The sequence below is a fragment of the Eikenella sp. NML99-0057 genome, assembly GCF_001648535.1.
GTDB classification, from domain to species: Bacteria; Pseudomonadota; Gammaproteobacteria; order Burkholderiales; family Neisseriaceae; genus Eikenella; species Eikenella exigua.
Genome location: NZ_LXST01000002.1, coordinates 186,183 through 198,955 on the forward strand (window position 1 = coordinate 186,183; position 12,773 = coordinate 198,955).

Below are 12,773 nucleotides of genomic sequence, written 5' to 3' on the forward strand. Positions count from 1 at the left end.
TGTGTCGGGGGAGACGCCTAAAGCCAAACCTCAAAACGCCGCTTTTCGAGCAGCTTGTAAAACAGCCAATCTACGGCACATTGTGCCGTAAACGTAAACCGCGGCTAAAACACCTCATTTTCACGGGATGGCCTGGTTTCTATTTTGAACGGCGATACCGTTTGGGCTGCCTGAAAACAGATGGTGTTGCTGATGTTCGCTTTGCCGCAGCCCTATTGTTTTAACTTCATTGAGGCTTCGTTTTCAGGTAGCCTGTTCCATCATTTTTTCCCAACCCTGCCGCTTATGGCCGCAGAAGAACCGTTGATGAATATCACGAGTTAGGAGTGTAACTATATGAAAAACCAACGCGAATCTAATAAACGTAATCCGCGCCGCGCCGATGAAAAAGCTTCAGGTAGCCCTAAGCGCCAGCAGCGGTCCGAAGCTGAGAAAGCGCCGAAAACCCGCGTGGCACGGGCAAAAAAGCTGGCGGTGCGCCCGGCCAACCAAAAAGTGCAGAGCCAAGTGCGCCGTTTGCAGGAACAGCGTTCCGATTTGAGCGGCATCGAGCCGGTGCGCCTGCAAAAGGCACTGGCCGCTTCGGGCGTGGGTTCACGCCGCGAGATGGAGGAGTGGATTCAAAACGGTTGGGTAACGGTGAACGGCAAGGTTGCGCAGCTGGGCGACAAGGTGCAGCCGGAAGACCAGGTGTTGGTGAAAGGCAGCGTGATCAAGCTGAAATGGCCGGATCGATTGCCGCGTATCATATTGTATTACAAGCAGGAAGGAGAGATTGTGTCGCGCGACGACCCGCAGGGGCGCGTGAGCATTTTCGACCGCTTGCCGCAGGCGGCGAGCAGCCGTTGGGTGGCCATCGGCCGCTTAGACATCAATACCAGCGGCCTGCTGATTCTCACCACTTCCGGCGAGCTGGCCAACCGTTTTGCCCACCCGAGCTTCGAAGTGGAGCGCGAGTATGCGGTGCGCGTGTTGGGCGAGCTGGGCATGGATGAGATGCGCCTGCTCACCAGCGAGGGTGTGATGCTGGAAGACGGCCTGGCGCGGGTGGAACGCATCCACAGCCAGGGCGGGGAAGGCGTGAACAAATGGTATAATGTGGTGCTGAAAGAGGGGCGCAACCGCGAAGTGCGCCGCATTTTCGAGCATTTCGGCCTTACCGTGAGCCGCCTGGTGCGCACTGGGTTTGGGCCGATTGGTTTGCCCAACCGATTGAAGCGCGGGCAGTTTTATGAGCTGAACGCGGCGGAAGTGGCCTCAGTGATGAAATGGGCGGATTTGCCGCTGCCGGATAGCCGCCGCCGGCATGGCTGATGGTATGCTGCCAATTAAAGGCTACCTGAAAAATAAATAGCCGTTTTCCCATTGTTCTTTAACGAGTTATGAAGCAGCCCAACCGCATTGATTCCCAGCCGGCGTTTTTGTTGTCGGCCACGCCGTGGCGCGAAACCAGTCTGCTGGTGGAGCTGTTTAGCCGCGATTACGGGCGGGTGGCGGTGGTGGCGCGCAGCGCGCGCAAACGGCAGAGCGAATTACGCGGCGTGTTGGTGCCGTTTGTGCCGGTTCAGGTAGCCTGGTATGGCAAGGAAGAGTTGAGAACGCTACATCGCGCCGAATGGCTGGGCGGCTGGCCGCAGCCGCAGGGCAGGGCGCTGCTGAGCGGGCTGTATGTGAATGAATTGGTGCAGAAACTCACTGCCCGGGAAGACCCGCAGCCTGCGTTGTATGAGGCTTTGCGGCAGGTGATGCGCACCTTGTGCACCGAGCCGAATCATGCCGCCGCACTGCGCCGTTTTGAGTGGACATTGCTCACGCTGGCGGGCTACGCGCCGGACTTGCAGAAAGATAGCACAGGATGCTCAGTGGAAGCCGACCGGCAATACTGGCTGCGGCCGGAACATGCGGTGCTGCCGCTGGATCAGCGGCATAGCCTGCCATCGGCAGAGGCGCAGCCGGGTGTGGCTGTAGATGGCGATGTGTTGATTCAGCTGCAAAACGGCGAATTTACCAATGCCGCCGCTTTGCAACAAGCACGTCGGATTACGCGCATGCTGCTGGATTTCCGCCTGCCGGAAGGGATTAAATCGCGGCAGGTGTTGCAGCAGATGCAGGTTTTCAGATAGCCTTTATCAATAGTTTTAGATAAGCAAACCATTAAGTTGTACGTGTTGGATATGTAGAAAATCATGGGTATTACGTCGCGTGGCGAAGGCGATTCACGGTAAACTTTAACGGCCGTCCGCCGTCTATATCTTACTTGTGGCGGTAGTTTCGATGCTGTGTTGCTTGCCGACATTATGTGCAACATTAGTAACATGGTTTTTTATCTGAACAAGCGGTTAATCGTGCACCTGTTTTTCGTTCCCTGCTTGAAAGCGGGGAAAATCACGGCGTTTAAGTGATGATTTGTATAGTTGCAGGATTGACCATATCTTGGAAAAGCTTTGTGGTAATGGCATGCCGGTTGCTAGGTATGGCTACGGCGTGAGTCATAAAGCTAAATTGCCAAATTCGATACCCGAAAGGAAAGAATATGCTGTTGGGCGTTAATATCGACCACGTTGCCACCTTGCGTAATGCACGCGGTACGCGCTATCCCAGCCCGTTGGAGGCGGCTTTGGTTGCCGAAACCCACGGCGCGGATTTGATTACCCTGCATCTACGCGAAGATCGGCGCCATATCAAAGATACAGATGTGTTTGCCATCAAGCAGGCGATCCGCACCCGTATGAATTTGGAAATGGCGCTGACGGCAGAAATGCTGGATAACGCTTTGCAGGTACAGCCGGAAGATGTGTGTATTGTGCCGGAAAAACGGCAGGAGGTAACCACTGAAGGCGGCTTGGATGTGTTGGCACAACAGCAGACGGTAGCAGAGTTTACGCAGCAATTAAACGCTGCCGGCATCCGTGTTTCGTTGTTTATCGATGCGGATGAACAGCAAATCAAGGCTGCTCGTGATGTTGGAGCTCAAGCTATTGAACTGCATACCGGCGCGTATGCCGATGCAGTTTCACATGCCGTTCGGCAAAACGAATTGCTGCGTTTGGAAGAAGCGGCATATTTTGCTTCAGAATTGGGTTTGGTGGTAAATGCCGGACACGGGTTGACGATTCACAACGTAGCGCCGGTGGCGCGGATTCTGCCGATTCGTGAGCTGAATATCGGTCATGCACTCATTGCGCAGGCTGTGTTTTTGGGCTTGCCGAAAGCGATACACCAAATGAAGGATGAGATTTATCAGGCGCGGAGTCAGCCGGATTAGAGGTAAGAGAAATTATAATTATGAGTTGGGATACGATTCAGAATGAAGAATAATAAGAAAAATGGAGTTTTATGGCGATGAATAAATCAAACGTAAGTGGGTTTACTTTAGTTGAGCTGATGATCATTATTTCATTGATTGCTATTTTGGTTACTCTATCATATCCAAGTTATGAGGCTTTCATGCGAAGGGTTCATATGGAGGAGGCCAAGGCAAGTATCATGGTAAAGGCTAGGGATATGGAGCGCTTATATGCCAGTAAAAGGACCTTTACCGATTCAAGTAGCCCGGCGACAGATCCGGTTGATACGGAGTACTTTACTATTGATTTCGCACCAGGTAGTCCCAAGGCAGATAGCTACGAAATTATTGCAAAACCGAAAAATCCTCGTGAAACGCAAGCTCTTTACTACAATAGCATAGGTATTCTCAGTCGTTGCAATGCCTCTACAATGCAGGACTGCGAGCAATACTAATAGTAACAGGATATTTCATTTTTTCCTAAAGCCGTTTATACTGCGTGTCCTAATAATTATCTAAAGGAGCAGCAATATGAACGGTTTATCTGTTTTCACCAAACGCGGTTTCACACTGATGGAGATGATGATCATTATTGCCATAGTGGCGATTTTGGCAGCCATTGCGTATCCTTCATACCAATCGTTTGTGCGAAAATCCCGTTTGGAAGAGGCGAATGCTGCTTTGTTGGAAAATAGTCGGGCGATGGAGCGTTTCTATACGAGAAACCGTACTTTTAAAGCCACTTCCACTACTTGGCCGGTGTTGGCGGTTAGTCAAACGCAGCATTTCTGTATTAAATTCCAAGGTAATGCACGTGGGGTGCTGGGAGACAAATATACAATTAAAGCCGTGGCCTTTGATGTAAATAAAGAGCCACGGGTTTTGTTGATAAACCAAGATCAAACCGTGCGGATTTGCCAAAGAAGTCGTAGCCGTTGCGATAATAAAGAGGTATTTTCTGGAGGTAATAATATCGACCAAGAATGCGAATTACTGCATTAGTTTCCTTTTATTTAAATTCAAATTTTGATGAGTATTGTAATCTTACTTGCAACAAAAAATCCAAAATGCCGATTATGCTCGCATGATTCAAAACAATACCGCCCCATTTAGCCTAGGAGAAACCGAACTGCTGGCTGAAATCTTGAGTGGTACGAATTTGATATGGTGTATATGGTGCAGCAGCAGGCGGTGATGCAGCAGTCCCGTTTCGATCCGGATGCCTTCCACCAAGATTTGACGATAAAGACGTAACCGGCATTTGCCCGCATTGCATCAACCCGCCCATGCCGCCGTTGCGTGATTATCTGGTGTGGCGTCAAACGCTGGCTAAACAGGCTACCTGAACATTTCAGGTAGCCTTCTTCCCTGTATAATCAAGCAATAAACCTTATTTGGAAACACTCATGCGTATCATCTCTGCCAACGTAAACGGCATCCGTTCTGCCTATAAAAAAGGCTTCTATGAATACCTTGCCGCGAGCGGCGCCGATATTGTTTGCGTGCAGGAGCTCAAGGCTCAAGAAGCCGATTTGGACGGCAGCATGAGAGCTCCGCATGGTATGTACGGCGTTTGGCATTGCGCCGAAAAGCGCGGCTATTCCGGCGTGGCGCTGTATAGCAAACGCGAGCCAGACCGCGTGCAAACCGGCATGGGTATTGTCGAATTCGATGCCGAAGGCCGCTTCGTGCAGGCCGATTTCGGCAATTTATCTGTGATTTCGCTCTACTTGCCGTCCGGCAGCAGTTCGGAAGAGCGCCAGCAGGTGAAGTTTCGTTTCCTAGAAGCCTTCTACCCGATGTTGCGCGAGCTGCAAACCCAAGGCCGCGACATCGTGATCTGCGGCGATTGGAATATCGCGCACCAAAACATCGACTTGAAAAACTGGAAAGGCAACCTGAAAAACTCCGGCTTCCTGCCCGAAGAGCGCGAGTGGATCGGCAAAGTGATTGCCGAACTGGGCTGGGTGGATATTTGGCGCACGCTCTATCCCGAAACGCCCGGCTACACCTGGTGGAGCCAGCGCGGCCAGGCCTATGCCAAAGACGTGGGCTGGCGTATCGACTACCAAATGGCCACGCCCGCCCTGGCCGAGCGCGCCCGCTCCGCCCATGTTTATAAGCAGGAGAAATTCTCCGATCACGCCCCGCTGGTGGTGGATTACGATTATCCGCTGTAGCGGATGCCGGCGTTCCGGTTTTTCAGAAATCCGGCATTTCGGAAAACCTGTTTCAGGTAGCCAGCATTTTGCCCGGCAGGTTGCCTGAAAAGCCGATTGTTTATATTAAATGTTTGATAGTTTTGAATTGTACGTTTTTAGGTAGCCTGTAGTATCTGTTTAAGGGCTACCTGAAACCACGAAAACCAACCCAAGGAAACACCATGTATTTTGTAGACCGCAGCGCCGTGGTGGTGAAGCCCACCGAAGCCTTCCTCGCCTGGCTCAAAAGCACCGGCGACGACCTGCCCGACCTCACCCTTGCCCAAATCCGCAGCAATTGCAGCGTATATTTGTTGGCGCAGGCTGATACACCCGAAGAGAGCGCCGGCTTGTTCGGCGAACGCTGGCGCGAGGTGTTCAGCGGCGAGATTGCTTCGTGGGAGGTGCCGCAGGAGCAATGGCCGGAGCTCACGCCCGAGCTGTTTACCCGCTTTTTCGATCTCGAATTCCACGACATGGTGCTGGATACGGATGACGATGACATCCGCGTCAGCCCCGTGGTGGACAACATGATGTAGCCGCCATGCAGCCTTTTCAGGTAGCCTTTCGGCCTTCGCGGCTGCAACGCGTGCTGCAGTTGGCTGCATGGGTGTGGCTGGCCGTTATCTGGCTGCTGTATTTCGCTGGTTGGCTGCGCCTGATCGGCCTCGCACTCACTGCTTCCGCCGCTTGGTATGCCCTGCGCCGGCTGTTGCCAATCGGCAGCCTCACAGTGGGCAGCGGCGGCGAGGCCGTGTTGTTTTTGCAGTCGCAGCAAATTGCCGTGGCGGCCACTCTGCGCGGCGGCGTGGTGCTGCCGTGGCTGCAACTCTTGCGCTGGCAAACCGACGGCGGCCGGCAGATTTACCAAGCCGTGTGGCCGGATTCCGCCGATGCCGAAGGCCTGCGCCGCCTGCGTGTGTGGGCGCGTTGGGGGCAGGTGCGGAAGAAACGGAGCAAGCCGGTGGATATACAGGATTTTCGCTAACAACAGCCATGTCAATGCGGCATACTTTATTGGCTTTTCCATTGCATACAGGACTCAACCCTATGACCAATCCCAACCACCTTATCCTGCCCAGCCGTTTCGGTTTTGCCGAAACGCTGGCCGTGTTGAAACAGGCTTTTGCCGCCAAGCAGATTACCCTGTTTGCCGAAATCCCGCATTCTGCGCTGGCCGCCGAACACGGCCTGCCGCTGGCGCCCGCCAGCCTGCTGATTGTCGGCCACCCGGCCAAAGGCACGCCGCTGATGCAGGCCGATTTGCTGCTGGCCGCCGAGCTGCCGCTGAAAGTGTTGGTGTACGAGCAAAACGGCCGCGTGCAGGTGCTGTACCGCCGCGTGTTGCCGCTGGTGGCGGGGCGCGGTTTGGATGCGGCCGAAACTGCTGCCGCGCAAATCGATGCCGCCACGGGCACACTGATTGCCGCCGCGCTGGAGAGTGTGCCGGGCTGAATTTTGCTGCGGTATAATGCGGCGGCAAAAGGCTACCTGAAAAGGTTTAACCGTTTTCAGGTAGCCTTCGTTTAAATCAGGCTACCTGAAAACGCCGCTCAAAACCCGGCCAGTAAGCGCTTGGCACAATAATGCCGACCGACACCGTTATTTTCAGCTAGCCTTTGCCAAGCCGCCCTTACCGGCATACAGGCTACCTGAAAACCCGTTTGGCATTTTCAGGTAGCCCTCAAACAAGGTTGAACAAATGAAAACACTTTCCCAATGGCTTGCCCACCTCGAAACCGCCTATACCGGCGGCACCGCCCACAGCCATGGCAGCATTGATTTGGGCTTAGAGCGTGCGCGCGCGGTGAAAGAGCGGATGGGGTTGCAGCCGCAATGCCCCGTGATCGTGGTGGCCGGCACCAACGGCAAAGGCTCGGTGTGCGCCTTTTTGGAAAGCATCTACCGCGCCGCCGGGTTCAAAACCGGCATGCTTACCAGCCCGCACATTCTGCGCTACAACGAGCGTATCTGCGTGAACGGCCAACCTGCTGCCGATGAAACCATTGCCGCCTCTTTCGAGCGCATCGAGGCCGCACGCGGCGATACTACACTCACCTATTTCGAGTTCAATACCTTGGCCGCCGTGGATATTTTCCGGCGCGCCGAAGCCGATGTGATGATTTTGGAAGTCGGGCTCGGCGGCCGGTTGGACGCGGTGAATATTTTTGACGGCGACGTAGCGGTGGTAACGTCGGTGGATTTGGATCACCAAGCCTTTTTGGGCGACACGGTTGAGCAGGTGGCCTTTGAAAAAGCGGGCGTATTCCGCGCGGGCAAACCCGCCGTATGCGCCCAAAACCCGCCGCCCGAATCGCTGCGTCGCCACGCCGAAGCTGTCGGTGCCGACCTCTTGTTGGCCGGGCGCGATTTCGGCTTCAGCAAGCTGGAGCAGCAGCAATGGTCGTTTCACTTCCATCCTGAGCACAGCCGCCTGTTTTCAGGTAGCCGCAACCGCAACGCGCTGCCTTTCCCCGCCCTGCGCGGCGGCTATCAGCTGGGCAATGCCGCCTGTGCGCTGGCCGTGCTCGAATGCCTGAATGCACGGCTGCCGGTGGATATCGGCGCCATCAAACGCGGGCTGTTGCTGGTGAGCCACCCCGGTCGTTTCCAGGTGTTGCCCGGCCGCCCGCTCACTATTTTGGATGTCGGCCACAATCCGCACGCCGCCCGCGCCTTGCGCCGCAGCCTGATGGCGCTGCCGTTTGCCGAAAAGCGGCTGGCGGTGTTCAGCATGTTGGCCGATAAAGATATCAATACCGTAGTTTCCCTGCTGCAAGACCAGTTCGACGAATGGCTGGTCGCCCCGCTGCCGCTGCCGCGCGGCCTTTCGGCGGAAGCATTGCGGCAGCATCTGGAAGCGGCTGGTGCGGCCAATGTTCGCCTGTTTGCCAGCGTGGGCGAGGCCTATCGCGCTGTCTTATCGGAGGCGGGGGAAAATGATAGAATTGTCGTATTTGGTTCGTTTCACACGGTGGCCGAAGTGATGGGCGCACCGCAACAGGAATAAGGAATTATGCCACCCCAATCCAACCCGAATTGGCGCCATCTGGAAGAATACGAGCAGATTAAGCGCAAAAACCGCCGCCGCTTGGTGGGCGCGCTGCTGCTCACCACGGTGGTGGCGCTGCTGCTGGCCAAAGTGATGGGCAGCAGCCAAAATACTGCCGCACCGGGCGAAATCACCGTGAGCGGCGGCAGCGAAACTGCGGCTTCCATGGTGGTGAAAACCCAGCCGTTGCCCGAGCCGGTGGCCGAAGTGCCGACCGGTGCTGATACTTCGGTGGAAATGCAGCCGCAGCCTGTGTCGGCACCGGTTGTTGAGCCGGAAGCAGTGGTTGTGGAGCCTGCTCCGCCTGCGCCGCAGCCCGTGCAGCCGGCCAAGCCGGTGGAGGCACGCACCACGGTGCTGCCCAACCCGCTGGCCAACTCCGGCAACGCAGCCAATCCGCAGCCGCGTGTAGAAGCCAAGCCGGTGCCTGCCGAGCCGCGCGCGCAACAGGCAGAAAACAATAAACCGGCGGCCCAGCCGCAGGCCAAACCTGCTGTGCCGGAAACTCCACGCCGCGCCGAGGGCGTGAAACCGCAAACGCCGGCTGTGCAGTCGAATGAGCGCCGTGCCGAAAGCAAACCGGCCGAACCGAAGCCGACTGAACAGAAACCAGCCGAGCGCCGCCGCCCCGTCGAACGCCGGCAGGAGCGTAAGCCAAACGGCAACCACCTCTCGCCGGAAGATATTTTGAATAACCGCGCTGCCAACCATGTGGCTGGAAATGGCAAAGCTGCCGATAATCAAGCGGCGCAGACGGAGCGGCGCATGGTGATTCAGGTGGGTGCTTACACCACCGAAGAGCAGGCACGCGCCGTGCAAAAACGGCTGGCCGATGCGGGCGTGAGCGCCTATGTGGCACCGCCGGCCAACAAAGGCGGCAACGCACTCTACCGCGTGCGCACCGGCTCATATCCCAACCGCCAGGCCGCCGGCCAAGCAATGGGCAAAATTAAATCGCAGGGGCTGGATGGCATCCTGCTGGAGCGCTGATGACTCTGTTTGACTATCTCGCGCTGCTGGTGATTGCGGCGTTTACCTTGATTTCGCTGTTTCGCGGAGTGGTGGCCGAATTGGTGGGCTTGGTTTCTTGGCTGGGCTCGCTGCTGGCGGCCAAGCTGCTTGCTCCACTGGTGGGCGACTGGCTTTCAGGTAGCCTCAAGCCGCATGCACTGGCGGTGGTGGTGGCGTTTATCGGCGTGTTTCTGCTGGCGCGGCTACTGTTCCGTCTGCTGCAAACCGTGCTCACTTCGTCTGCCGGAGCGGCCGGGCTGGGCGGGGCAAACCGCCTGCTCGGCGGCGTGTTCGGCGCGGTGAAAGGAGTGTTGGCAGTAACGCTGGCGGTGTTGGTTTGCGCGTTTACAGATTTGCCAAAGAGCGAGGAATGGCGGCATTCGCAAACCGCATTTGTTTTCGAGGGCTTGGCCCAATTGGCCGTGCCGTATCTGCCGCCGTTTATGGCGGATCGTGTCGACTACCGGCAAGAGCCGGGGGAGTGAGTTTATGTGTGGCGTGTTGGGCATGGTGGCCTTTGAGCCGGTAAATCAGTTGCTGTATGACGGCTTACAGGTGTTGCAGCACCGTGGGCAGGATGCTGCCGGTATCGTAACCGCCGAGGGCGAGATGCTCCATATGCACAAAGACACCGGCATGGTGCGCGACGTGTTCCGCACACGCGATATGCGCAACCTAGTGGGCAACGCCGGCATCGCCCATGTGCGTTATCCCACCGCCGGCAATGCTGCCAGCAGCGCTGAAGCGCAGCCCTTTTATGTGAATTCGCCCTTCGGCATCGTGCTGGCACACAACGGCAATCTCACCAATACCGAAGAACTCAATGCCAATCTGTGCCGCCGCTACCTGCGCCACATCAACACCGGCTCAGATTCCGAAGTGTTGCTCAACGTATTGGCCAGCGAACTGCAGCACGTGATCGGCAGCCGCAGCAAGCTGGAAGTGGCCAATGTGTTTGATGCTGTGGCTGCGCTCAACCGCCAAGTGCGCGGCGCATACGGCGTGGTGTCGCTGATTGCCGGCTACGGCATGCTCGCCTTCCGCGACCCGAACGGCATCCGCCCGCTGGTGTTGGGCAAGCACACCGACGAAGCGGGGCGCACTGCCTATATAGTGTCTTCCGAATCTATCGTTTTCCCCAACCTGGGCTACGAATTGGTGCGCGATATTGCGCCAGGCGAAGCTGTGTTTATCGGTTTTAATGGTGAGTTTCACAGCCGCCAATGCGCCGAAGCGCCGCGCCTTTTGCCCTGCCTGTTTGAATACGTGTATTTCGCCCGCCCCGATTCCGTGATGAACGGCGTATCGGTGTACCAAGCGCGGCTCGATATGGGCGTAACCCTGGCTGAAAAAGTGAAACGCAGCCTGCCGGCAGACGAAATCGACGTGGTGATGCCCATTCCCGATACCAGTCGCCCCAGCGCCTTGCAGCTGGCCATGCACCTGGGCAAGCCCTACCGCGAAGGCCTTATTAAAAACCGCTACATCGGCCGCACCTTCATTATGCCCGGCCAAGCCACGCGCAAAAAATCCGTGCGCCAGAAACTCAATCCCATCGACAGCGAAGTTGCTGGCAAATCTGTGCTGCTGGTAGACGACTCCATCGTGCGCGGCACTACCAGCCGCGAGATTGTGGAAATGGTGCGCGCCGCCGGAGCACGGAAAGTGTATTTTGCCTCTGCCGCCCCCGAAGTGCGCTACCCCAATGTATATGGTATCGATATGCACACTCGCAACGAGCTGATTGCCAGTGGCCGCAACATCGAACAAATCGCCATCGAAATCTCCGCCGACGGCGTAGTGTTCCAAGATTTGGGCGACTTGGAGAACGTGGTACGAGCACTCAATCCTGCCATCGAAGGTTTCGACAGCTCCTGCTTCAACGGCTGCTACGTGACCGGTGACATCGACGAAGGCTACCTGAAACACCTTGAACGTAAAAAAGACAGCAACACGGCCCCTGCCGGCCAGATGGAACACGGCATCCGTGTGGATTCGCTACGGGAATAGCAAATGGCGGAAGCCGGCTTTGAGGCCGGCTTCTTTGGTTTGGTGGAGGAGGGTGGTTTCAGGTAGCCCTGAAAACCGGATAATGTGCCTTTTATAGTGAATTAAAATAAGAATGCTACTGCGTTGGCTTGCCTAGCTGTATTACGCATACTGTCTGCGGCTCGCCGCCTTGTCCCATTTTTATTTTAATTTACTATACCACCACGCAGCAATTCAGCCTTAGTTACGAAAACACTGATCCACTTCGTTGAAGCTCCGTTTTCAGGTAGCCTTTCCCTCAGGAGACCAAGTGATGAGTAACAAAAAATGTATCTGCCAAGAGCAGCAAACCTTCGATAATCTCTACCAGCCGCAGGAGCAGGAAATCCTGGTGCTTACCGACAGCAGTAGCGGCGGCGGTGCGGGCAAGGGTGGGCGCGATGTGTTGTGGACGGCCAGCCGCCATTGTGCCGCCTATATCGATGCCGACGGCCAATGCCACCGCCAAACCGTGCGGCTCGAATGGCTGGTGGAAAGTACCGCCCCCGAACACTACCGCTTTTCCCTGCGCCCCAACTGCATCTACCGCCTGCGCGTGCGGCCGCAGCGTGAAGACAGAGACTTTTCCATGCCTTGCTTTATGCTGTTGGAAATCTTGGAAGAAAACCTGGATTCGCCCGCCTTGCAGGCCGAGCTGGAGCATTATCTGACGCCGGTGGTGTTGAACGAGCCGGGCATCGGCCAATTTACCCTCAACCGCGATTTCGCCAGCTTTGAAGGCCATGCCGATTGGCTGGGGCAGGAAGTGCATATTTTGCTTGATGTCGATGCCGGCCATGAAGAAAGCGCTAATCAAGCCCTCTCCCTATTGCGACGCCTGCACAGCCAAGCTGCCGAACAGGACCGCCGCTGGCGACGTTTTGCCGCCGAACAGCTGCTGGAAGACGCGGTAAACTGGCAGGAGGAAACCGATGAACCAGTCGTGCCGCCGGAAAGCCTGGATGCTGAAGCGTTTGCGCGTTGTATCGAATTGTCCGAGCTCGCATTGCAGGAGGATGGGTTCACTGCCTACTACGACGATGGCGATTTGTTTTTCGGGCACGTGATTCTGGTGGAAGGCGGGAAGGACGGCGAGCCGGATGATGCGTATATTGCGGGCTGAGGTTTTCGCTCCGCAGAAACTCGCGGTGCTCGTTTTAGCTTCGTTGAAGCTCGCGTTTTCAGGTAGCCTTTA

The 12,773-nt window shown here is 56.2% G+C and carries 14 protein-coding genes and 1 pseudogene; all 15 read left to right on the forward strand.

Going from position 1 to position 12,773, the window contains the following annotated elements; all coding sequences use genetic code 11:
- Nucleotides 1-336: 336 nt before the first annotated feature.
- The 15 genes and pseudogenes from A7Q03_RS04365 (at nt 337) to A7Q03_RS04430 (ending at nt 12,701) form a co-directional block, all read left to right on the forward strand.
- The gene (locus tag A7Q03_RS04365) at nt 337-1,314 is read left to right on the forward strand and encodes a pseudouridine synthase (protein WP_067447680.1); all 978 of its coding nucleotides are present in this window, start codon (nt 337-339) and stop codon (nt 1,312-1,314) included.
- Nucleotides 1,315-1,382: 68 nt separating this feature from the next.
- Complete coding sequence (gene recO / locus A7Q03_RS04370) at nt 1,383-2,123, forward strand: DNA repair protein RecO (RefSeq protein ID WP_067447682.1); 741 nt, start codon at nt 1,383-1,385, stop codon at nt 2,121-2,123.
- Nucleotides 2,124-2,533: 410 nt separating this feature from the next.
- Nucleotides 2,534-3,265, forward strand: a complete 732-nt coding sequence (gene pdxJ, locus A7Q03_RS04375) for a pyridoxine 5'-phosphate synthase (protein WP_067447684.1) — start codon at nt 2,534-2,536, stop codon at nt 3,263-3,265.
- 71 nt (nt 3,266-3,336) lie between these two features.
- Nucleotides 3,337-3,741 carry a type IV pilin protein gene (locus A7Q03_RS04380; protein ID WP_231863729.1) on the forward strand — a complete coding sequence of 135 codons (405 nt, stop codon included), beginning with the start codon at nt 3,337-3,339 and terminating at the stop codon, nt 3,739-3,741.
- Between the two features lie 76 nt (nt 3,742-3,817).
- Nucleotides 3,818-4,288, forward strand: a complete 471-nt coding sequence (locus tag A7Q03_RS04385) for a type IV pilin protein (RefSeq protein ID WP_067447686.1) — start codon at nt 3,818-3,820, stop codon at nt 4,286-4,288.
- Nucleotides 4,289-4,370: 82 nt separating this feature from the next.
- Nucleotides 4,371-4,632 (forward strand): annotated as a pseudogene (locus A7Q03_RS09760) (hypothetical protein).
- 60 nt (nt 4,633-4,692) lie between these two features.
- Complete coding sequence (locus A7Q03_RS04390; protein ID WP_067447688.1) at nt 4,693-5,466, forward strand: exodeoxyribonuclease III; 774 nt, start codon at nt 4,693-4,695, stop codon at nt 5,464-5,466.
- Between the two features lie 203 nt (nt 5,467-5,669).
- The gene (locus A7Q03_RS04395) at nt 5,670-6,026 is read left to right on the forward strand and encodes a hypothetical protein (protein WP_067440574.1); all 357 of its coding nucleotides are present in this window, start codon (nt 5,670-5,672) and stop codon (nt 6,024-6,026) included.
- A gap of 5 nt (nt 6,027-6,031) precedes the next feature.
- Entirely contained in the window at nt 6,032-6,475 is a 444-nt protein-coding gene (locus A7Q03_RS10360; RefSeq protein ID WP_067447690.1) for a protein YgfX, read from the forward strand.
- A gap of 62 nt (nt 6,476-6,537) precedes the next feature.
- Nucleotides 6,538-6,942, forward strand: a complete 405-nt coding sequence (locus tag A7Q03_RS10365; protein WP_067447692.1) for a DUF302 domain-containing protein — start codon at nt 6,538-6,540, stop codon at nt 6,940-6,942.
- A gap of 247 nt (nt 6,943-7,189) precedes the next feature.
- Nucleotides 7,190-8,497, forward strand: a complete 1,308-nt coding sequence (folC, locus tag A7Q03_RS04410) for a bifunctional tetrahydrofolate synthase/dihydrofolate synthase (RefSeq protein WP_067447694.1) — start codon at nt 7,190-7,192, stop codon at nt 8,495-8,497.
- 6 nt (nt 8,498-8,503) lie between these two features.
- Nucleotides 8,504-9,529 (forward strand): SPOR domain-containing protein, encoded by a 1,026-nt coding sequence (locus A7Q03_RS04415; RefSeq protein WP_067447695.1) that lies wholly within the window; start codon nt 8,504-8,506, stop codon nt 9,527-9,529.
- Complete coding sequence (locus tag A7Q03_RS04420) at nt 9,529-10,035, forward strand: CvpA family protein (RefSeq protein ID WP_067447697.1); 507 nt, start codon at nt 9,529-9,531, stop codon at nt 10,033-10,035. The genes A7Q03_RS04415 and A7Q03_RS04420 overlap by 1 nt, the downstream gene beginning before the upstream one ends.
- Nucleotides 10,036-10,039: 4 nt before the next feature.
- Complete coding sequence (gene purF / locus A7Q03_RS04425; protein ID WP_067447699.1) at nt 10,040-11,560, forward strand: amidophosphoribosyltransferase; 1,521 nt, start codon at nt 10,040-10,042, stop codon at nt 11,558-11,560.
- Nucleotides 11,561-11,852: 292 nt separating this feature from the next.
- Nucleotides 11,853-12,701, forward strand: coding sequence for a DUF2262 domain-containing protein (locus tag A7Q03_RS04430; protein WP_067447701.1), 849 nt, complete (start codon nt 11,853-11,855; stop codon nt 12,699-12,701).
- The last annotated feature ends 72 nt before the right edge of the window (nt 12,702-12,773 follow it).